Source organism: Prescottella defluvii (genome assembly GCF_000738775.1).
GTDB lineage: Bacteria > Actinomycetota > Actinomycetes > Mycobacteriales > Mycobacteriaceae > Prescottella > Prescottella defluvii.
Map to the genome: position 1 here is coordinate 6545 of NZ_JPOC01000021.1, position 24566 is coordinate 31110.

1 protein-coding gene is annotated in these 24566 nt (G+C 72.3%); it reads right to left on the reverse strand.

Annotated elements, in window-relative coordinates; genetic code table 11:
* Positions 1-3: 3 nt before the first annotated feature.
* On the reverse strand, positions 4-24549 hold the full coding sequence (locus IJ15_RS24850; protein ID WP_081880640.1) for a non-ribosomal peptide synthase/polyketide synthase: 24546 nt from the start codon (positions 24547-24549) through the stop codon (positions 4-6).
* Positions 24550-24566 lie beyond the last annotated feature (17 nt).

Consider the following 24566-nt stretch of genomic DNA (forward strand, 5'->3'; position numbering starts at 1 on the left):
GGACTAGCGTCCCGCGAGCCACGCGGCCAGCACCGGCCCGATGACCGCGAGTGCATCGGGGTCGATCATGTCGTTGTGCCCACAGTCGACGGCGTGTTCCTCGATACGGCCGGTGACGAGGGGGCGCCATTCCCGCGCCGACCGATCGGTTCCGCCGCCCTGCCCGCGTGCGGCGGGGAACACCAGCAGGTCGCCGTCGTAGATGCCGGGCGCAAAGCGATGCACCAGGAGCCGTGAGTGGGCGTAACCGTCGTTGATCCGTTCGAGATGCCCGGCGGTGACCGCATCACCGGTCCCGAAGTGGGCGTTGAGCATTCGGGCAGCATCGACGTAGTCGGCTGCGTGCTCGGTGGCGGGCGGTTCGAAACCCAGCCCGCGCAGCAGGTCCGTCAGGTCGAGCCGGCCGAGCAGGGGTTCCGAACCGTCGTCGGGGTAGGCGTCCATGACCGCCAGCGTCGCGACGGACCTGCCCCGGCGCTGCAGTTCGACGGCCATCGCGTGTGCGATCACGCCGCCCAGCGACCAGCCGAGCAGGTCGTACGGACCGTCGGGCGCCATGGCCGTCACCTCGTCGACGTACCGTGCGGCCAAGTCGTCGAGCGAGTCGTACTGCGGCCCGTCGGTGATCACCGGTAGCTGCAGCCCGAACACCGGCCGCTCCACCGGCAGGTACCGCACCAGCCCCGCATAGCCCCAGGACAATCCGATACCGGGATGGACACAGAACAGTGGGCGTGCGGACCCATTGCTGCGCAGCGGGATCACGGGCCTCAGGGCGTCGTCCACCCCACCCGTCGCGGCGTCGGTGATCCGCCCGGCCAGGCCGGCGGGCGTCGGTTCGAGGAAGAGCTCCTGCAGCGTGACGGTGGGCCCTAGTCGTGCCCGCAGCGCGGTGACCACCTTCGTCGCGAGCAGTGAGGTACCGCCCAGATCGAAGAAGCTGTCGTCCAACCCGATCCGCTCGACACCGAGGACATCGGTGTACACCTCCACCACCGCCGCCTCGATCGGGCCGCTCGGCTCCCGGAACTCCGCCGCCGCCGACATGAACCGCGGCGGCGGCAGCGCGTCGCGGTCCAACTTGCCGGTGGGCGTCAGCGGGATCCGGTCCAGCACGGTCACCGAGGCGGGCACCATGTGCGCGGGCAGGTGACGCCCCACGTCGCGGCGCAGGTCGTCGGCGTCGAGGTGGGCGCCGTCCACCGGTCGCACGTACGAGCAGAGCAGCATGTTGCCCGCGGGGCCCGGGCGGGCGAGTGTGACGGCGAACCCGACGCCCGGCTGTGCGGTGAGCACCGCGTCGACCTCCCCGGGCTCGATCCGGAAACCGCGGACCTTCACCTGGAAGTCGCTGCGCCCGATGTACTCGAGGGTGTCGTCCCCGCGCCATCGGACCAGATCGCCGGTGCGGTAGATCCGCTCGCCGGGCCGACCGAACGGGTCCGCGACGAACCGGCCGGCGGTGAGCCCGGGACGCCGGTGGTAGCCACGCGCCAGGGCGGGGCCGGCGATGTACAGCTCTCCGACGACCCCGCGCGGGACGGGGTGCAGACGCGGGTCGAGAACCAGTTCGGTGACGCCGCGGATCGGTCCGCCGAACGTGACCGGCTCGCCCGGGCGCATGGGCGCGCTGATGTTCGCCATGATCGTGGTCTCGGTGGGGCCGTACGCATTGAGCATCGTGCGCCCCGGAGCCCAACGCGTCACCAGCTCGGGCGGGCACGGCTCCCCCGCCACCACGAGCGTCCGCAGATTCTCGAGCCCGAGCGGGTCCACCGAGGCGAGAGTGGTTGGGGTCACGAATCCGTGTGTCACCCTGCCGGTTTCCAGCAGATCGGCGAACTCGGCGCCCCCGTAGACATCGGAGGGCACCACGACCATGGTGGCGCCCGCGCTCAGCGCCATCACGGATTCGAACACCGAGGCGTCGAAACTCGGCGACGCGAAGTGCAGGGTCCGTGCGTGCGGCGTCACGCCCAGGCGTTCGCGTTCCTCGGCCGCGAGGTTCGCCAACCCCCGGTGGGTCAGTACGACGCCCTTCGGCGTGCCGGTCGAGCCCGACGTGTAGATCAGGTACGCGGGGTGCTCGGCCCGCAGCGGGCGGATCCGCTCGGTGTCCTCGATCGGCGCGGCCGACTCGGCCGCGACGGCGGCCTCGGCATCCGGATCGTCGAGCACCACCCAGTTCACCGAATCCGGCAGCCGATCCCGGCTCGACCGCACGGTGACGCCCAGTCCCGCAGCGGAGTCGGTGAGCATCCGGGTGATCCGCTCGTCCGGGTAGCCCGGATCCACCGGCACGAAGGCCGCGCCGGTCCGTGCCACGGCCCAGACCGCGAGCACCGACGACACCGAGCGCGCCAGCCCCAGCGCGACGTACGTCTCCGGGCCCGCACCCATCCCGATCAGGCGCCTTGCCAGGCGGTTCGACCGCTCGTCGAGTTCCCGGTAGGACAGCTCTCGGCCGTCGCACACGACCGCGACGGCGTCGGGGGTGCGTGCCGCGGCCACCAGCAGGTCGGCCAGCAACAGTGTCGGTGCGTCCGGCCCGCCCCGTGCGGGTACCAGCCCGGCCAGCTCGCGCGGGTGCAGGATCTCGAGGTCGCCGACGGGCCGCCCCGGTTCGACCGTCGCGGTCTCGACGATCCGCACGAATCGTTCGGCGAGGCCGCGCACGGTGTCACGGTCGAACAGATCGGTCGCGAACTCGATGCTCCCGACGATCCCCGCGGGTGCCCCGGCGTCGTCGAACCGTTCGCCGAGAACGAACTCGAGATCCTCCTTCACCACCCCGGACGCGACCGGCAGGACCTCGAGGGTCAGCCCGGACAGCCCGAGTCGGACGCGCTCGTCGTTCTGAAACTCGAGCGCCACCTGGAACAGCGGTGAGTACGCGGTGGTTCGGGCCGGGTCGAGCGCCTCGACCACCCTCTCGAACGGCACGTCGGCATGCGCGAAGGCCCCCAGATCGACCTCGCGGACCGACTCCAGCAGATCCGAGAACGACTGCCGCGCAGCGATCCTGGTGCGCAGAGCCAGTGTTCCGACGAACATCCCGACCAGATCGTCGAGCGCGCGCTCACCGCGCCCGGCGATCGGGGTGCCCACCACGATGTCGTCCGTGTCGCCCATCCGGGCGAGCAGCACCGCGAGGGCCGCGTGGATCACCATGAACAGGCTCGTTCCGTGGTCGCGCGCGAACGTCACGAGTCGTCGGTGCAGTCCGGGGTCGAGCACGAACGCGACACGGTCGCCGCGGAAGGACTGCTGGGCCGGCCGCGGCCGGTCCGTCGGCAGGCGCAGCAGGTCGGGCGCGCCCGACAGCGCCTCGGTCCAGTACTCGAGTTGCCGGGACAGGACCGATCCGGGATCGGCGTCGTCGCCGAGGAGGGTCCGCTGCCACAGCGTGTAGTCGGCGTACTGCACCGCCAGCCGATCCCAGTCCGGTTCGCGGCCCACGGTGCGCGCGGCGTAGGCGCGCATCAGATCACGCGACAGCGGGCCCAGCGAGTAGCCGTCGATCACGATGTGGTGCGCGACGAGGACCAGGACGTGCTCATCGGGCGGCGCCACGAGCAGCGTTCCACGCACCGGAATCCTCTCGGTCACATCGAATCCCGTCGACACCGTCGCCCGCGTCCGGTCACGCAGTTCGTCCTCGCCGTCGACGGCGACCGGATCGAGTTCGATCGCGACCTCGGCCACCGGGCGGACGTCCTGGATCGGCCCGTCGGCGCCGATCGGGAACCGGGTGCGCAGCGACTCGTGCCGCGACACCACGTCGACGACCGCCGCCCGCAACGCAGGCACGTCGAGATCTCCGGTCAGGCGTACCACCAGCGGCACGTTGTACGCGGGCGACGACGGATCGAACTGGTTGATGAACCACATGCGCTGCTGCGCCGCCGACAGCTGGATCTCCGCCGGGCGCGGCACCGCCTCGAGCACGGGGCGACCGGACGGGCCGGTGTCGGCGTGCTCGATTCGTTCGGCGAGCGCTGCGGCCGTGGGAGCCTCGAACAGCGCCCGCACGCCGAGGTCGATGCCGAGCGTTTCGTCGAGGCGTGCCACGGCTCGCGTCGCGGACAGCGAGTTGCCGCCGAGGTCGAAGAAGCCGTCTCCGGTGCCGACCCGGTCGACCCCGAGGACCTCCGCGAACACCGTCGTGATCGCCTCCTCGACAGGGTCGGTCGGGGCCCGGAACACCGCTGCGGTGAAACCGAACTCGGGCTCGGGAAGCGCCCGCCGGTCGAGCTTTCCGACGGGGGTGAGCGGGATGTCGTCGAGAACGACGAACGCCGTCGGCACCATGTGTTCGGGCACCCGCTCAGCCAACCGTCCACGCAGATCGTCGACGTCGATGCGGCCGCCGTCCCGCGCCACGACGTAGCTCACCAGCACCGTGTCGCCGCCCGGGCCACGGCGGCCCAGAGTGGTCGCGAAGCGCACGTCGGGGTGTCCGGTCAGCACGGCATCGATCTCCCCCAGTTCGATCCGGAAACCACGGATCTTGACCTGGAAGTCGCTGCGCCCGAGATACTCGAGCTTGCCGTCGGCCGTCCACGCGCCGACGTCGCCGGTGCGGTACATCCGATCGCCCGGTGCCCCGAACGGGTCGGGCAGGAACCGGGCCGCGGTCAGCCCCGGGCGCCGGTGGTACCCACGGGCCACTCCCGGTCCGGCGACGTAGACGTCGCCCCGGACACCGGCCGGCACCGGCTGCAGCCGCGAATCGAGCACGGTCTCGGTGACACCCGGGATGGGCCGGCCCAGGGAGTGCTCGGTCTCCTGGTCCGCGACGAACTCCTCGATGTTGACGACGATCGTGGTCTCGGTGGGTCCGTAGACGTTGAGGATCCGTCGCTGCGGCAACCAGTCGTCCACCAGTTCCGGCGGCCAGGCCTCGCCGCCGACCAGCGCGCATTCGAGGTCGTCGAGTCCGGACGGATCCACCGACGCGAGTGCGGCCGGGGTGATGAAGGCGTGCGTCACCCGCTGCTTCCGCAGGACCGCCGTCAGTTCGGAGCCGCCGTAGACCGTGCGCGGGACGAGCACCATCGTCGCGCCGACCGCGAAGCACAGCAGGTACTCGAGCACCGAGACGTCGAAGCTGGGCGAGGAGAAGTGCAGGGTTCGCGCCTCCGCGGTGACACCGCAGGCGTCGCGCTGCGCGTCCGCGTAGTTGCCCAGGCCCCGGTGGGTGACGGTGACGGCCTTCGGTCGTCCCGTGGACCCGGACGTGTAGATCAGATAGGCGGCGGCATCGAGGCGGAGCGGAGCGGCCCGATCGGTGTCGGTGATGGGTCCGGCGGACGTGTCGGTGAGAGCGGCGACGAACCCATCGTCGTCAAGTACCAGCCATCGCGGCCCGTCGGGCAGTCTCGGCCGGTGGGCCGTCGTCGTCAGACCGATGTCGGCACCCGAATCGTCGACCATCGCCACGACGCGTTCGGCCGGGTAGTCCGGGTCGACGGGCACGAACGCGCCACCCGCACGGGCCACCGCCCACATCGCGACGACCGACTCGATCGACCTCGGGATGCCCAGCACCACACGCGATTCCGGACCGACGCCACAGTCGATCAACGTGCGTGCGAGCCGGTTGGACCAGGAATCGAGTTCGCCGTAGGTGACCTCGCGCGCGCCGTTGACGAGCGCCGTCGCCTCGGGGTCGCGGGCCACGGCGGCGTCGAGGATCTCCGGGAGGGTGCGGAGCGCGGACCGCCGACCGCCGCGGACCGGGACCAGGGCGCGGCGCTCGGCGCCGGTCAGCAGATCCAGCGCCGCGAGTCGCCGCTGCGGGTCGTCGACGAGTCCCGCGAATGCGTGCAGCACCCGCAGCAGTCGCGCGGCGATCCCGGCCACCGTCGCGCCGCCCACCAAATCGGGACGGAACTTCATCGTCACCTGCAGCTGCTCGTCGGGCGCCGACGCGACGACACTGAGCGGGAAGTGCGCGGAGTCCCGGGCCTCCACCCCGGTCAACCGCATCCCGTCCAGGTCGGTGTCCCCCGACGCGGTGGTGCGGGTCGGGTACGACTCGAACACCGTGAGGGTGTCGAAGATCGAGCCCGGCCCGACGGCCTGCTGGATCTCGGCGAGCCCGACGTGGTGGTGGTCGAGCATCGCCGACTGCGCGGCCTGGACCCGGTCGAGCAGTTCGCCGAGACTCGCGTACGGATCGAGCCGGACCCGGACCGGAACCGTGTTGATGAACAGCCCGATCATCGTCTCGATGCCCGCGATGTGCGGCGGGCGTCCCGACACCGTGGCCCCGAAGACCACGTCGTCACGGCCGGTGAGCAGTCCCAGCACGATCCCCCACGACGCCTGGACGACGGTGTTCAGGGTGACGCCGCGGGCCCGGGCGAGGTTCCGTAGCCGCTCCGACGTCGGTGCATCCAGTCGATAGGTGCGATCCCGCGACTCGGTGTACGCCTCCGTGGCCGCGGCGTGGCCCGGCAGCAGGAGCGTGGGGTCGTCGATGTCGCCGACGGCGCGCACCCACGCGTCGAGGGCGGCCTCCCGGTCCTGCCGGGCCAGCCATTCGAGGTAGCGGCGGTGCGAGCGGGGACGCGGCAGCGCGACGTCGTCCCCGCCTGTCAGGTACAGCGTGACGAACTCTTCGAGCAGGAGCGGGGTGGACCAGCCGTCGAACAGGATGTGGTGTTCGGTGAGGACCACCCGGTGTGCGCCGCCGGGCATGTGTACCAGCATCATTCGCAGCAGCGGAGCCGTCGTGACGTCGAACGGGGTGGCGCGGTCGCCGTCGAGCAGTGCCGCCAGCCGCGTGCCGGCTTCCCGTTCCCCGAGCCCGGACAGGTCGATTTCGTGCCATGCCGCCTCGACGCCGGTGCACACCACCTGCACCGGGTCGCCGCTCGGGAGCCGCGTGTAGGCCGTGCGCAGGTTCGGATGCCGGTCGAGCAGTGTCCTGCCCGCCCGTCGCAGACGCGGCCCGTCCACCGCCCCCTCGAGGGTCAGGATCAGCTGGACCAGGTACGCGTCCGTGGAGTCCGCGGCCAGTTCGGCGTGGAACAGCATGCCGCGCTGCATCGGGGACAGCGGCCAGAGATCGGCCAGGCCCGGGTACCGCTGCTCGAGTCGGTCGATCGTCGCCTGATCCACCTCCACCAGGTCCAGGTCCGAGGGGGTCGACCCGCCCGCCCCGGGGGTCCGGACATGGGCGGCGAGTGCCTCGGCGGCACCGATCCACAACTGCGCCAACCGCTGCACCTCGCCGGAACTCAGGACGCCGCGGGGGAAGTCCCAGGTCGCCGACAACCTCGGTCCGTCCGGTCCCGACACCGTGACGGCGTTGACGTCGATCGCGAACACGACCGGCAGGTTCGGTGCGACGACGCCTCGCAGTCCGGAATCCTCGACGGGAAGCCAGGTTCCGGCGGCCCGATCGGTGGTGCCGGTGTCGAACCGGCCGAGGTAGTTGAAGCTGATGTCGGGCAGCCGACGCGGAGCCAGGACGGCCGCGGTCGCGTCGTCCAGGTACCGGAGCATGCCGAACCCGATGCCATGATCGGGAATTGCCCGCAGTTGCTCCTTGACCGTCTTCACCGCGGCACCGACGACCGCCCCGTCGTCTGCCCGGTCGACGGCGGCGATGTCCACACCGGCGAAGTCGAGTCGCACGGGGTAGAGCGAGGTGAACCAGCCGACGGTCCGGGACAGGTCGGCGCCGGGTACCACCTGCTGTTCCCTGCCGTGTCCCTCGAGCACGACCGCCACCGCGTCGCCGTCGCCGCCGCGCTCGCGGCGCCACTGGACCAGCGCGAGCGCCAGCACGGTGACCAGTCCGTCGTCGACCGACCCGTGGAAGCGGTCGGGCACCGTGGTCGTGAGGGCGGCCGTGACCTCGGCCGGTAGTTCCACCTCGACGCGGTCGAGCGTGGACGCGACGTCCACGTGCGGATCCAGTGCGCGCCCGACCGGGCATCGCCCGTCGTCCGCGGTCGCCGACCGCCACAGGTCCAGTTCCGCCGCCCGCGCCGGCGCGACCGTGGCGAGTCCGTCCGCCCACGTCCGCATCGACGTCCCGGCCGGCGGCAGCGCCGGATCGGTGCCCGCCGCCACCGCGGAGCAGGCCGCCGCGAGGTCGGGGACCAGGATGCGCCACGACACGCCGTCGATCACCAGGTGGTGTGCCACGATCAGCAGCCGGGCGCCGTCGGCCGCGGCGAACCTCACGAGCTGGATCATGCTGCCGGACATCGGGTCGAGCCGATCCGCCGCCGCTTCCAGAGCGGCGCGCGCGGATGCGGTGAAGCCGGTGCCGGACACCGTCTCGACGGGGACGCCCTCGACGATCGCGCGGGCGTCGACCGCGCCGGGGGGTCGTACCTCGATCCGCAGGCCGGTGCCGGACCGTGCGTCGGGACGCAGCCGGGACCGCAGCATGTCGTGGCGGTCCAGGACCGCTTCCAGGCCGCGGGCCAGGACGTCGCCGTCGATGTCGGGCGGGAGGTCGAGCAGCACCGACTGCGAGTACCGGTCGGCGTCCCCGCCCCGGTCCGCGAGCCAGTGCACGATCGGGGTGGTCACGACGTCGCCGACGCCGCCGCCGGGAAGTTCCCGCAGCGGCGCCGGCCCGCGGCGTTCCGAGTACTCGGCGACCTCGGCGAGCCCGGCGACGGTGCGCCGCTCGAAGACGTCCCGGGGTGTCAGTGTCACGCCGGCGGACTGGGCGCGGGCCACCAACTGGATCGACATGATCGAGTCGCCGCCGAGCCCGAAGAACGAATCGTCCGCGCCCACCGACCGGGCACCGAGGATCTCGGCGAACAACCCGGCGAGGATCCGCTCGACGTCGGTGGCCGGCGCCCTGCCCGCACCGGCGCTCGGTGCCGGGTCCGGCAGCGCCGCGCGGTCGACCTTGCCGTTCACCGTCATCGGGAACGCGTCGAGCACCACGACGGCGGCGGGCACCATGTAGGTCGGCAGCCGCTGCCCGGCTTCGGCGAGTATCGCGTCGGGATCCGGTTCGTGGCCCGGTTCGGGCACCACGTACCCGAACAGCCGCCGGCCACCGGTGTCCCCGGCGCGGGTGAGCACGACGGCCGACGCCACCCCCGGCACCGCGAGCAGCGCCGCCTCCACCTCGCCCGGCTCCACCCGGAATCCGCGCACCTGCACCTGGAAGTCCCTGCGTCCCAAGTATTCGAGCCCGCCGGACGTCGTCCACCGAACTCGATCGCCGGAGCGGTACATCCGCTGTCCACCCAGGAACGGATCCGCGACGAAGCGGGCCGCGGTCAGTCCCGGACGGCCCCGGTAGCCCCGCGCCACCTGCGGCCCGCAGACGTACAGTTCCCCGGCCACGCCGGGCGGCACGGGGTGCAGGCGGTCGTCGAGCACGCGGACCCGGACTCCGGGAAGCCCGACACCGACCGCCGATCCGACGGGCCGCTGCGCCCGTTCGGCGCGGACCGCTGCCGCGTCGATCCGCCGCCAGGTCACGTGCACGCACGTCTCGGTGATACCGAGCATGTTGACCAGCACGGGCGCCGTGTCACCGTGCCGTTCGATCCAGCCGGATAGCCGCGTCGCGTCCAGCGTCTCCCCGCCGAACACCACGTAGCGCAGTGCGAGGTCACCCGGCGAGTCCGCATCGGCGTCCGCGAGTGGGTGGAAGGCGGACGGAGTCTGACTGAGGACCGTCACGGACTCGTCCCGCAGCAGCCGCAGCAGGGCACGCGGGTCGCGTGCGGTGTGGTAGTCCACGACCACCACCCGGCCACCGAATCCGAGTGCACCCCACAGTTCCCAGACCGCGAAGTCGAACGCGAACGAGTGGAACATCGTCCACACGTCGCCCGACCCGAACCCGAGAACGTCCCGGACGCCGGTCAGCAGCGTCGCGACGTTGCGATGGGTCACCGTCACGCCCTTGGGGCGCCCGGTCGAACCCGACGTGTAGATCAGGTACGCGAGCGAATCCGGGTGCAACGGCCGGGTCCGGTCGGTGTCGGTGACGGGCGCCGCGGGGTACCGGTCGACCTCGTCGCGGGTGTCGGGTGAATCCACACACATGACGGGAAGCCCTTCGGGCAGAACGACATCCGCCCGGTCGCGGCGGAACGCCCCGTCCACCAACGCGCACGCCGCACCGGCATCGCCGACCACGAACCGGATCCGGTCGGCGGGATATCCCGGATCCACCGGGAGATAGGCGGCGCCGGCACGCACGACCCCCACCAGCGTCGCGACGAGGTCCGCGCTCCGGCCCATCACGACCGCCACCACCGATTCGGGACCGATGCCCCGATCGATCATCCACCGGGCCAGCCGGTTCGAACGCTCGTCGAGTTGCCGGTAGCTGATCCGCTCAGTGCCCGCGACCACCGCGTCGGCGTGCGGTGCTGCGGCGACGGAGGCCGCGAACAGGTCCGCGAGCGTGGTGTCGGCCGCGATCGGCGCCCCCTCCTCGGCGGCGGCCCCCGTGGGCGCACCGGTCAGGTCGAGGTCGCCGACCGGCCGACGTGGGTCGGCGGCGAACTCCGCGAGCACCCGGGCGGTCATCTCGGCGAGTTCGGTCGCCGTCGCGCGGTCGAAGATGTCCGAGGCGTACAGGAGATCACCGGACAGCCCGGTCGCCTCGCCGTCGCCGTCGTGGGTCTCCCCGATGCCGAACTGCAGATCGAACTTGACCTCGCCGGGATCGACGTCGAGGGCCTCGACCGTCAGGCCCGGCAGTTGTACCCGTGGCCGCTCGACGTTGCGGAACTCGAGCATCACCTGAACCAGTGGCGCGTACGACGTGCTGCGTCCCGCACCGAGGCGTTCGACGATCCGCTCGAACGGCACGTCGGCGTGCGCGAACGCGTCGATGTCGCCGTCGCGGACCACGTCGAGCAGGTCCGCGAACGACGCCCCCGGATCGACCGCGGTGCGCAGGGGCAGGGTGTTGACGAACATGCCGACCACATCGTCCAGCTCGGCCTCGCCACGGCCCGCGACGGGAGTGCCGATCACCACGTCCCGATCGGCCCCGATCCGCGACAGCAGGGCCACCAGTGCGGCGTGGACCACCATGAACAGCGTCGAGTCGTGTTGCCGGGCAAGGTCGGCGAGACGGCGATGGATGTCGGCCCCCACCGCGAACGACGCCCGGCCCCCGGCGGTCGACCGGTGTCCGGCGCGGGGACGGTCGAGCGGCAACGCCGCGACGGGTGGCGCGCCGCCGAGCCGGGCGAGCCACCACGACTCCTCGCGGGCGAGCGCCGACTGCGGGTCGCCGGGAGCCCCGAGGACGTCGCGCTGCCACAGTGCGTAGTCGGCGTACTGGACCGGCAACCGGTCCCACCCCGGTGCCGCACCCGTCACCCGGGCCGCGTACGCGGTCGCGACGTCGCGGGCCAGCGGGCCGATGGAGAACCCGTCCGCGACGATGTGGTGCACCACCAGCACCAGCACGTGCACCTCGGCCGCCACCTTCAGCAGCGCCACCCGGACCGGAACCCGCTCCGCGACATCGAAACCCCCGCCGACCACCTCCGCGACCCGGTCGGCGACGGCGTCCGCGGCGATCGGCTCGGGAGTCAGGGTCCCGACCACGTCGCCGGCCGGCACCGTCACCTGCGCGGGCCCCGACGCCGACGCCGGGAACACCGTGCGCAGCAACTCCTGCCGCTCGACGACGTCGACGAGCGCAGACCGCAGCGCAGCCACGTCGAGCACGCCGGACAGTCTCAGCGCCATCGGCACGTTGTAGGCCGCGGACGCGGGCTCGAACTGGTTGACGAACCACATCCGCTCCTGCGCCCACGACAGCGGCACCCGCTCGGGCCGGACACCGGCGCGCAGCGCGCGGCGGTCCGCGGTGCCATCGCTCCCGGCGCGCCCGGCCCGGGCGGCGAGCCGGCCCGGGGTCCCGCACGCGAAGAGGTCCCGCACGTCGATCGCCGAGCCGAGGGCGCGGTTGATCCGCGCAACCGCCCGGGTCGCGCTGAGCGAGTTGCCGCCGAGCGCGAAGAAGTTGTCGTCCACACCGACTCGCTCGACGCCGGTGACCTCCGCGAAGACCGTCACCACCTGTTGCTCGGCCGGGGTGCTCGGGGCCCGGAACCGCGGGGCCGCCGAGGTGAAGTCCGGCGCGGGGAGCGCCTCCCGATCGAGCTTGCCGACGGGCGTCAGCGGGATCTCGTCGAGAACCACGACCGCGTTCGGCAGCAGATGTGCCGGGAGTCGCTGGGCGGCGAACTCGGTCAGCGCCGACACGTCGATGTCGTGGTCCGCACCGGGCACCACGTACGAGACCAGCAGCGGATCCCCGCCGCCGCGGCGGTGCGCCGCCGTCACCGCGTGCGCCACCGCGGGATGCGCGACGAGCACCGCGTCGATCTCCCCCGGTTCGATGCGGAATCCGCGCACCTTCGTCTGGAAGTCGCTGCGGCCCAAGTAGTCCAGCGCGCCATCCGGTCGCCGGCGGACGACGTCACCGGTGCGGTACATGCGGCTGCCGGGCGGCCCGAGAGGACACGCGACGAACCGTGCCGCCGTCAGCCCCGCACGGCGGTGGTATCCGCGGGCCGTGCCCGCCCCGGACAGGTACAGCTCGCCCGGAACACCGACGGGGACGCGGCGCAGGAAGGCGTCGAGCACGACGACGGCGGTGCCGCGCACGGGCGTGCCGATGGGGATGTCGGCGCCCGGCACCAACGGCGCACTGATCGTGGACAGCACCGTCGATTCCGTCGGCCCGTAGCCGTCGAGCATGATCCGTCCCGGCGCCCAGTCGGCGACCAGTTCCGGGCCCACCGCGTCACCCGCGACGACCAGGACCTCGAGCTGGTCGAGCCGCTCGGGTTCGACGGTCGCCAGGGCCGCCGGTGTGATGCAGGCGTGGGTGATCCGTTCGCGGCGCAACAGGTCACCGAGCGGATCGCCACCGTAGACGTCGGGCGGCGCCACCACCAGCGTCGCCCCCGCGACGGATGCCTGCAGCAACTCGAGCACGGAGACGTCGAAGCTCGGTGAGCAGATGTGCAGGCAGCGGGCGTCGGGGGTGATCGGGTAGCGCGCCCGCTGCTCGGCCAGCAGGCTCGCCAGTCCGCGATGGGTCACGCTCACCCCCTTGGGGCGGCCCGTGGACCCCGACGTGTAGATCAGGTAGGCGACGTCGTCCACGAGCACGGGGCGCACTCGTTCCTCGGCGGAGACCGGTTCCGCGGCGACGCCCTCCGGCGGGTCGCCGAGCACCAGCCAGCGCAGAGTGCCCGGCAGTCCGTCGCGGTGGGTGGCGGTCGTGAGGCCGACGCTCGCCCCGGAATCGGTGATCATGTGCTCGATACGCGCACGCGGGTAGGTCGGATCGACGGGCACGAACGCCGCGCCGGTCTTCGCCACCGCCCACACCGCCAGCACCGATTCCAGCGATCGTGGAATCGCGCACGCCACCACCACGCCCGGCGCCGCACCGACACCGATCAGGCTGCGCGCCCACCGGTTCGACAGCTCGTCCAATCCGCGGTACGTGAGGCGACCACCGCGCGCGTCGACCGCGACGGCATCCGCGTGGCCGGAGACGGCCGCGGTGAGGAGATCCGGTAGCAGTCGCGGCGGGGCGGGCGCGGTATCCCGTGTCGGAGCACCGGTCTCCCGCTCCCGATCGGACAGCAGATCGACGGCCGCGAGCGGGAGTCCGTCCGCGTGGGAGATCGTCGTGAGCGCCGATCGCAGTCGCGCGGCGACGGATTCCGCCGCCGCCGGGGCCACACTGCCCACCCGGTACTTCAGGGACACCTCGAGTCGGTCGGTGAGTCCCACCGTCACGGTGATCGGGTAGTGCGTGGCGTCGAGTCCCTCGACGCCGTCGACGTGCAGCCCCGCGATGTCCGTGCCGTCCTCGAGGGCCGCCCGGTCCACCGGATACGACTCGAACACCGTCAGGGTGTCGAAGACGGCACCCGGGCCGGCCGACTGCTGGATGTCGGCGAGCCCGATGTGGTGGTGGTCCATCAGGGCCGACTGCTCGCCCTGCACGCGGGTCAGCAGATCCCCGACGGTTTCACGTGGATCGAGTGTCACGCGCACCGGCACGGTGTTGATGAACAGCCCGATCATGGTCTCGATACCGGGAACCTCGGGGGCACGACCGGATACGGTGGCGCCGAACACGACGTCCGACCGGCCCGTGAGCACGCCGAGCACGAGCGCCCAGGCCACCTGCACGACGGTGTTGACGGTGACGTCGCGGTCCCGCGCCACCCGGGTGAGGGCCGCGGTCTCCGCCTCGTCCAGCGTCACGGTCACCGCGGCCACCGCGAGTTCGTCGGACTGCAACGCCGGCAGGGTCGGCGCCAGCAGGGTCGGTTCGGGGGCACCGGCGAGCGCGTCGCGCCAGGCCGCGGCCGATCCGTCCTGACCCGCGAGCCACACCAGGTAGTCGCGGTACTCACCGCCGTGCGGCAGCACCGACGGGTCCGCCTCGGCCGCATACAGAGTCAGCAACTGTTGCAGCAGAAGCGGAGTGGACCAGCCGTCGAGCAGGATGTGGTGGTGCGTCACCAATAGCCGGTACCGCCCGGGAGCCAGGCGGACGAGCACGAACCGCATCAGCGGCGCGCGGCCCATCGGGAAGGCGGTCGCACGGTCGTCGCTCAGCAGCGCCTGCCAGTGCTGTTCGCGCGCAGGATCGTCCAGACCGGACAGGTCGATCTCGTTCCACGGCACCGCGACGTCGGCCGCGATCACCTGGAGCGTCTCACCCGCGCCGTCGTCCACGAAACACGCACGCAGGTTCGGGTTCCCCCGCAGCACGGCGCGGGCCGACGCGACGAGCCGTTCCCGGTCGGGCTCGCCCCGCAGGTCCACCACGATCTGAACCGTGTAGGAATCGGGGGCGTTCCCGGCCATCCGGGCGTGGAACAGCAACCCGGACTGCAGCGGGGTGAGCGGCCAGACGTCCACCAGTCCGGGCCGCTGAGCTTCGAGGGTGTCGATGGTCGCCTGATCGAGGCGGACCAGTGCGAGGTCCGACGGCGTGAGCCCGCCGGCGTCCGGGGACCGCGAGTACGTGGCGAGCGCCGCCAGCGCGTCCCGCCACAGCTGCGCGAGACGGCGGATGTCGGTGCCGGAGAACACGCCCGGCGCGAACGACCACGTCGACTGCAGTGCCGCACCGCCTCGGCCCGCACCGATCCCGGCGGCGATGTCGAGCGGCGCCAGAACGGGCATGTCCGGATCCTGCGTGCCACCGAGGCCGCCGTCGCCCTCGACCGGCATCCACGCCCGGGGCGCGGTGTCGTCACCGGGCGCGAGGCGGCCGAGATAGTTGAGGAGGATCTGCGGCGAGCACCGCAGTCGCGCACCCGCCTCGCTGTCCCGCTCGGTGAGCAGTCCGTATCCGAGACCGTGGTCGGGGATCGAGCGCAGATGCTCCTTGACCTGTTTGACGGCGTGGCCCGCGGCCGGCCCGCCATCGAACGCGTCGTCCAGGTCGATCGACGACAGATCCGGCCGCGTCGGATGGATCGTGGTGAACCAGCCCACCGTCCGGCTCAGGTCGGCGCCCGGCACCAGTGTCTCCTCACGACCGTGTCCTTCGATCCCGAGAATGGGATCGATTGCGGTGCCGTCGCGTTCGGTGGTCCAGCGGCGCACTGCCATCGCGAGTGCCGTCAGCAGCACATCGACCGGGGTGCCGTGGATCGCCGTCGGCAGCGTCGTGAGCACGGGGACGGTGAGCTCGGGCGGCAGGTCGACCGGCAGCACCTCGACCGCCGCATGGACGTCGCGGGTGGGATCGGCGGCGCGTCGTCCCAGGGGCGGGTCGCCCGCACCGATGATCTTCTCCCACAGCGGTATCTCCCGGCGCCGGCGGCCCGCGACATCTCGCAGCGCGTGCGCCCACCGGCGCATCGACGTGCCCACCGGTTCCAGTTCGGGAGTGCGGCCGCTCGCGGCCTGCGCCCACGCCGACGCCAGGTCCGGCACGATCACCCGCCACGACACCCCGTCGACCACGGTGTGGTGGACCACGATCAGCAGTCGCCCGGCGTCGTGCGGACCGTCGAACCACACGACCCGGACCATCCGGCCCGACGCGGGAGTCAACCGGTCGGCGGCCGCCCCGAGTTCCGCGGCCGCGCGGCGCGCGAAGTCCCCGCCGAGGTCCGGAACCGGCAGACGGTCGACGACCTCACGTGCATCGACGGCACCGATGGGGAGAACCTCCATGCGCCAGCCGGATTCGTCGTCGACGAGCCGTGCGCGGAGCATGTCGTGCCGGTCGAGGACCGCCTGCACCGCGGCCACGAGGTCCGCCTCGCGGACACCGGCCGGGAGGTGCAGCAGCACGGATTGCGCGAAGCGGTCGATCCGGCCCGCTGCACGCCGATGCAGCCACGAGAGGATCGGCGTCGGAGGGACGTTCCCCACCCCGCCGCCGTCGAGTTCCGCGAGCTCGTCGGCCGCTTCGGCCTGCGACGTGGCGATCCTGGCCAGACCGGCGACGGTGCGGTGGTCGAACACGTCCCGGGGTGTCACCGACACCCCGACCGCCTTCGCGCGGGCGACGAGCTGGATCGACATGATGCTGTCGCCGCCGAGCGCGAAGAACGAGTCCTCCACCCCGACCTGCTCGAGCCCCAGCACCTCGGCGAACACACCCGCGAGCGTCCGCTCGGCCTCGGTGGTGGGCATCCGCACGGTCGATGCCTCGGCGGCGAGGTCCGGTTCCGGCAGCGCGGCACGATCGAGCTTGCCGTGCACGGTCATCGGGATCCGGGAGAGCACTGTGATGTGGGACGGCACCGTGTACGACGGCAGTCGGGCGGCGAGCGCTTCGTGGAGGTTCGCGGTGTCGATGTCGGCGCCCGCGGCCGGGACCACATAGGCGAGCAGGCGTTCACCGAGCCGGCCCAACCGGCGGACGTCGACCACCGCGTGCCCGACGTCGGGGTGCTGCGCCAGCACGGCCTCGACCTCGCCGAGTTCGATGCGGTGCCCGTGCAGCTTGACCTGCCGGTCCCCGCGACCGAGGTACTCGAGATCGCCGACGGCGTTCCACCGCACCCGGTCCCCGGTGCGGTAGGCACGCGCCCCCGGGGCGCCGCCCGGGTCGGCGACGAATCGTGCCGCGGTGAGCGACGGCCGACGGTGGTAACCCCGTGCCAGACCGGGACCGGCGAGATACAACTCTCCCGGTGTACCGACCGGGACGGGTCGCAGTCGGCCGTCGAGAACGAGCGCACGGAATCCCCGGATCGGACCGCCGATCGTCACCGTGGCCCCGGGGGTGAGCGCGTCACTCATCGTGCCGATGACCGTGGTCTCGGTGGGCCCGTACGCATTGATCATCACCCGGCCCGCGGCCCAGCGGTCGGCGACCTCCGGCGGCAATGCCTCACCGGCGGCGAGCACGCACAAGAGGTCGGCGAGGCCGTCCGGGGCATCGTCGGCCGACGCCGTCGGCGTCGTGGCCAGCACCGTCGGCGTCATGATGCAGTGCGAAACCCGTTCGGACACCAGCAGGTCGCGCAACTCGTCGCCGCCGTACACCGTGGACGGGACGATCACCGAGGTCGCGCCGACGCCCGCCGCGAGCAGCAGTTCGAGGACGGACACGTCGAAGCTGGGCGACGCGACGTGCAGCACCCGCGACTGCGGCGTGGTCCGGCACCGCTCGTGCAGGTCCGCGGCGAAGTCCGCCAGGCCCCGGTGTGTGACGGCAACACCCTTGGGGATGCCGGTGGACCCGGACGTGTAGATGAGGTAGGCGACATCGTCCGGGCGGAGCGGTGCGAGCCGCTCGTCGTCACCGATCGGCGGCCCGGAAGACACCGAGGTGGAAAGGCTCTCGTCGATCGCCCACCAGGGGACGGTGTCGGCGAACGAGTCCCGCAGCGCCGCGGTGGTCAGTCCGATGCTCGCCCCGGAGTCCCGCAACATCAGCTCGACCCGGTCGGCCGGGTGCGCCGGATCCACCGGGAGGAAGGCGGCACCGGACTTCGCGACCGCCCACACCCCGATGACGTACGCCGGGCCTCGGGGCATGCCCAACGCCACCACGGACCCCGGACCGATCCCGTCGGCGATCAGCCTCCGCGCCAGTTCGTCGGACCCCCGGTCGAGTTCGCCGTAGCTCATGTCGGCGCCGTCGAAGCGGAGCGCGGATCGCATCGGATCCGACGCCGCCGCCCGCGACAGCAGCTCCGCGAGGGTCCGTGGCGCGAGTCCCGGATCACCCCGAACCGGCACCAGCGCAGCATGTTCGGACGGATACAGGAGGTCGATGTCCCCGACGGACGCGTCGGCGGAGGTCGCCGCGGCCCGCAGGATCCGCGTCAACCGGTCGGCGAACCCGCGGACCGTCCTCGCATCGAACACGTCGGTCGCGAAGACGATCCCCGCCGACATGCCCGCGGCTTCGCCGGCGGGGCCGAAGTCCTCCGCCACGCTCAGTTGCAGATCGAAATTGGCGACCTCGTCGCCGTGGTCGAGAGCGTGGACCCGCACTCCGGGCAGTTCGACGTCCGGGCGGGCGATCGTCCGGAACTCGAGCAGCACCTGGAACAGCGGGGAGTGCGCGGTGGACCGCGGCGGGTCCACCGCCTCCACCACCCTCTCGAAGGGGGTGTCGGCGTGCATGAACGCACCCAGATCGGCCTCCCGGACCCGGTGCAACAGGTCCGCGAAGGACAGGTTCCCGTCGACGACGCAGCGCAGGACGAGGGTGTTGACGAACATGCCGACCATGTCGTCCAGCGCCGCCGCGCCGCGGCCGGCGACGGGGGTGCCGACCGCGACGTCGCCGGTCCCGCCGAGCCGGGCCAGCAGCGTCGCCAGCGCCGCATGCATCACCATGAACACACTCGCATCGTGCTCGCGGGCCAACTCGACGATGCGCCCGTGCAGATCGGCCGGGATCTCGAGGTCGACGCGGTCGCCCCGCTGGGACCGCACGTCGGGTCGGGGACGGTCGCACGGCAGGTCCAGCACCGCCGGCAGACCCTCGAGCGTCGTGGTCCAGTAGTCCAACTGGCGGGCCAGCGGCGAGTCCGGATCGTCCGCGGCGCCCAGCCAGTCCGACTGCCACAGTGCGTAGTCCGCGTACTGCACGTCGAGCGGCGACCACGACGGTGCACCCGCGGTGGTCCGGGCCGCGTAGGCGGTCGCGAGATCACGCGCGAGCACCCCGAGCGAGAACCCGTCGGCCAGGATGTGGTGCAGCACCACCGTGAGCACATGCTCGGTGTCACCGATCCGGAACAGGCCGGCGCGCAACGGCACCCGCAGCGTGACGTCGAACCCCTGCGACATCAGCGCCCGCATCCGGCGCCGGAGGTCGTCCTCGCCGTCGACGACCCCGCGATCCAGGCCCTCACCGTCGACCCGGAGATCCGACCGCGGCGACAGCACCTCCTGGCGGGGACCGGTGCCGTCGAGCGGGTAGATCGTGCGCAGCGACTCGTGCCGGGCGACGACGTCTCCGATCGCCGCCGTGAGCGCGGCCCGGTCGAGCGTCCCGGACAGCCGCAGCGAGAGCGAGATGTTGTAGGCCGGTGATTCCGTGTCGAACTGGTTGATGAACCAGATCCGCTGTTGGGCGGGCGAGAGCGGAATCCGCGGGGGCCGGGGCCGCGCGACGAGCGGCGGGCGGGCCTGCGGGCCACCTGCGGCGCCCGTTCCACGCACGCGGCGGGCCAGGCCGGCGACGGTCGGTGCGTCGAACACGTCCCGGATGCCGAGAGCGGCGCCCGTCGCGTCGCCGACGCGGGCCGCCAACTGTGCGGCCACCAGCGAGTTGCCGCCGAGGGCGAAGAAGTCGTCGTCGATGCCGACCCGGTCGAGCCCGAGCAGGGTGCCGACCGCCAACGCGACCGCCTCCTCCACGAGGTCCCGGGGGGCCACGAGCGGACGGTCGGCGTCCTCGGGAACGGGCAGCGCCGCCCGGTCGAGTTTGCCGTGCGCGGTCATCGGGAACCGCTCCACGACCGTGACCGCCGACGGCACCATGTACTGCGGGAGCGATTTCGCTGCCGCCTCCTTCACCGACTCCGGATCGGGTGTCGCCCCGTCCGACGGCACCACGTACCCGAGGATCCGGATGCCGGCCGGGCCGTCGTCGGCGATCGCGACCGCGGCGCCGACCCCCTCCGCCGCGGCCAGGGCCGACTCCACCTCACCCAGTTCCACCCGGTACCCGCGGACCTGCACCTGAGCGTCGGCGCGTCCGGCGAAACGGAGCGTGCCGTCGGCTGTCCAGGTGCCGCGGTCTCCCGTCCGATACATCCGGGTACCGGCACCGAACGGGTCCGGCACGAACCGGCCCGCGGTCAGTGCGGGCCGGTCCAGGTAGCCACGCGACAGCCCGGGGCCGGCCACGTACAGTTCGCCGATCACGCCGGGCGGCACGGCGTGCAGGCGTTCGTCGAGCACCCGAACCACCGTCCCGGGCAGCGGGTGCCCGATCGTGTCGGGGCCCCCGCGGGTGGCCGGGTCGGCGGTGACCGGCCCGTGGGTGACGTGGACGCACGTCTCGGTGATCCCGTACATGTTCGTCAGGCGCGGCGTGCGGTCACCGTGGCGCTCGAACCACGCCGACAACTGCAGCGGATCGAGCACGTCACCGCCGAAGACCACGTGCCGCAACCGCGGTGCCCACTCCCCGTCGGGCGACGCCCGGTCCGCGTCGATCAACTGCCGGAACGCGCCCGGGGTCTGGCTCAGGATCGTCACGCCCTCGTCCCGCACCAGCGCGTGGAAGTCGCGGGGAGACCGGGCCGTGTCGCGGTCGACCACGACGACCGTCGCGCCGTGCAGCAACGCACCCCACAGCTCCCACACCGCGAAATCGAAAGCGTACGAATGGAACATCGTCCAGATGTCGGTCGTGTCGAACCCGAACAGCGGCGCTGTGCGGTCCAGCAGCGTGACCACGGCGCGGTGCGGGACCACGACGCCCTTCGGCCGGCCCGTCGAGCCGGAGGTGTAGATGACGTACGCGGCCGCGTCGGGCCGCAGCGGCGACCTGCGGTCGGCGTCGGTGACCGGGTCCGCCGACACCGCGGCGACCGCGGCCCGCACCGGCGCGCCGTCGAGATCGACGAGCGGGACCGCGACCGGCACCGACGACAACCGTCGGGCTCCGGCGGAATCGACGAGGACGCATGCCGGGCGCGCGTCGGCGAGCAGGAACGCGATGCGCTCGTCGGGGTAGTCGACATCGACCGGGACGTAGGCGGCTCCCGCACCGACGACCGCGGCGAGGGCGACGGGCAGGTCCGCCGACCGGGCCATCGCGACGGCCACTCGCGTCTCGGGCCCGACCCCGCGCCCGATCAACCAGCGGGACAGCCGGTTCACGTGTTCGGACAACGCCCGGTACGTCAGCCGCACCGGACCCGCGACGACGGCGACGGCAGCGGGATCCAGCGAGGCCGCCCGGGCCAGTCGATCCGGCAGCGTCGCGGCCACACCGAGCACGTCCGGCGGCCGCGCCGACAGTGCGCGTTCGGTGTCGTCGGCCATCTCGAGGTCGCCGACGACGACGTCGCCGTCGGAGGCGATCGCGGCGAGGACGCGCTGCAGTCGGGCGGCGAAGCCCTCGACCGTCGTGTGATCGAACAGGTCACGCGCGAAATACAGTGCGGCCGAGAGTCCGTCGGGTCGACCGGCGTCGTCGACGTGTTCCCGCACGCTCAGTTGCAGCTCGAACTTCGCGACCCCCGTGTCGACCTCCCGCACCTCGGCGCGGACGCCGGGCAATTCGACCGACGTGATCGCCGAGGTCTGCAGTTCGAGCAGTACCTGGACGAGCGGGGCGTGCGCCGGCGAACGATCGGTGGCGAGTGCCTCGACGAGCCGCTCGAACGGAAGGTCCACGTTGGCGAGCGCACCCAGATCGGTGTCGCGGACCCCCGCGAGCACCTCGACGAACGTGGCCGCGGGATCGATGTCGGTGCGCAGCACGAGGGTGTTGACGAACATGCCGACGAGATCGTCGAGTTCCGTGGCGGCCCGCCCGGCCACCGGGGTGCCGATCGCGACGTCGCGACCGGCCCCGAGTCGCGACAGCAGCACCGCGAACGCGCCGTGAAGCACCATGAACAGCGTGCAGTCGTTCTTCCGGCCCAGTTCGAGCAGCCGCCGGTGCGTGTCCGGGGCGATCTCGAACGGGACCGTCCCGCCGCGGGTCGTCACCGCCGACGGGCGCGGACGATCGTGCGGCAGTGCGATCGCAGGCGGCAGGTCCGCCAACCGGGCCGTCCAGAACCGCAGTTGCCGGGCGGCGACGGAGTCGCGGTCGCCCTCGTCGCCGAGCATCTCGCGTTGCCACAGCGCATAGTCCGCGTACTGGACCGGCAGCGGCGCCCAGTCCGGCGGACCGTCGGCTCGCCGCGCACCGTACGCGGTCATCACGTCGCGTGCCAGCGGTGGAACCGACTGTCCGTCCGCGGCGATGTGGTGCACGACCACACCCAGGACGTACTCGTCCGACGCGATCCGGAACAGCCGGGTCCGCAACGGAAGCTGTTCGCGCACATCGAACCCCACGACGGCGGCGGCCCGGATCGCGTCCCACACCTCGTCCCGCCCCACGACGACCGGCGTCGTGTCCGGCACGGCCGATCCGGCTGCCACGATCACCTGGCGGGGGCCGTCGGCGTCCGCCGGGAAGACCGTACGCAGGGCCTCGTGGCGCTCGACGACGTCCGCGATCGCGGCGTGCAGGGCCGGGACGTCGAGTCGGCCGGTGAACGCGACGGCGAACGCAATGTTGTAGACCGGCGAATCGGTGTCGAGTTGGTTGACGAACCACATCCGCTGCTGCGCCGGCGAGAGCGGCAGCCGATCCGGCCGGTCCCGGCGCGCTGGAGGCGGGAGCGGCGCCGGACCGGTCGGTGATCCGTCCGGGCCGGCCAGCGCGGCGACGTGCCGCGCCAGCCCGCGCGCGGTGGGCATCTCGAACAGGTCCCGCACCGTCAGCCCCGCGTGCAGCGCCGAGTTCAGGCGGGCCACCACCCTCGTCGCCACCAGCGAGTCGCCGCCGAGATCGAAGAAGCTGTCCTCGGGGCGGACCGGTCGCGCCGTTCCCAGGACCGCGGTGAACACGTCCGAGATCTCCTGCTCGGTCCGGCCGTCGTCGACCCGGACCGACGGGCCGGCAGGCTCGGGTTCGGCGGCACGGACCGGCGCCGGCGCCGGAGCGGACGCTTCCGGCACCGACGGCGCCGCGGCGACGTACACGTCGGTGACCGGCACCTGCGGATCGGCGGCGACGAACCGCTCGAGGACGTCCAGGAAGTGCCGATGGTGGGACGCCTGGATCGCCGCCGGGTACCGGTGCGGATTCGCCCGGAAGTCGACGAAAGTTCGCACCGGCGTTCCGGATTGGTAGACGTTGACCAGCAGGTCGTCCACCGGGCCGGACGTGATGATGTGAAACTCCGTCGCGAGCGGGCCCATCACGATCTCCGGATGGAAGAACATGACGTTGACGATCGGCGCCGCCGGATCGCCGCCCCGGTCGCGTCTCATGTCGGCGCGACTACACCGCTGATGCCGCAGCGCCGCAACCAATTCGATCTGCACCCGATCGACGAGGTCGCCGATCGTGTCGTCGCCGCGGATCTCGACCGGGAGCGGCACCAGGTTGACCGTCATGCCACCCGACCTTCGCAGCACGGCCGTGGTGCGGGCGGAGACCGGGATGTTCACGACCACGTCACGGCGGCCCGTCGTCCCGCTCAGGAACCACGCGAAGGCCGCGACGATCCGGGCCGCCGCGGACGCGCCGGCCCCCGGCCCTTCCGCCGGCCGTTCGAGTCGCCGCATCGTCGCATCCGTCAGTGCCGCGGTCACGAGCCGACTTTCGGCAACCGCGGGCGCCGACGAGCCGGCGAGGACCGAGTCACGCACCCCGTCGAGCCGGCGCACCCAGTACGCGCGGTCGGCGGCGTGCCGGTCCGACGACCGGTAGCGCTCGTCGATCTCGAGCAGCGTGCGCAGATCGGCTGCGGCCGGCGGATCCGGCTCACGCCCCTCCACCGCAGCGGTGTAGAGGTGCGCGACGCGGTAGAGCATCGTCGCGGCACCGTAACCGTCGAGCGCGATGTGATGACTTCGGCTGTACCACAGGAAATGTCGATCACCGACCTGCAGGATCACGGTCTGGACGAGGCGGTCGGCGGACAGATCGAGCGGCGTCGCGGCCTCGCGCTGCATCCACGCGTGGGCCGCGCCGACCGGGTCGGCCTCGGAACGCAGGTCCATCAGCGCGATCGACGTGTCCCGCACCGGGTCGACATACTGCGCGGGCTCACCGTCGACGGTGACCACCCGCAGGAAGGGCGACTGGAACTCACGGGCCGCGCGAACATTCGCCGCACGCAGCACGTCGACGTCGAGCGAACCGTCGACCTCCACGTACTGCGCGATGAAGAGCGGGACGTCGGGCACCAGTTGCTGCGCGAACCACAGGGCGCGCTGCGCCTCCGACAGCGGAAATCGGTCGGTGCCGCGGGCGGCGTCCGTCCGTGCGGTAGCGGCCGACTCCGCGCGGGCTTCGGGGTGAGGTTCAGCTGAATCCACGTATCGCCCCCAAGAGA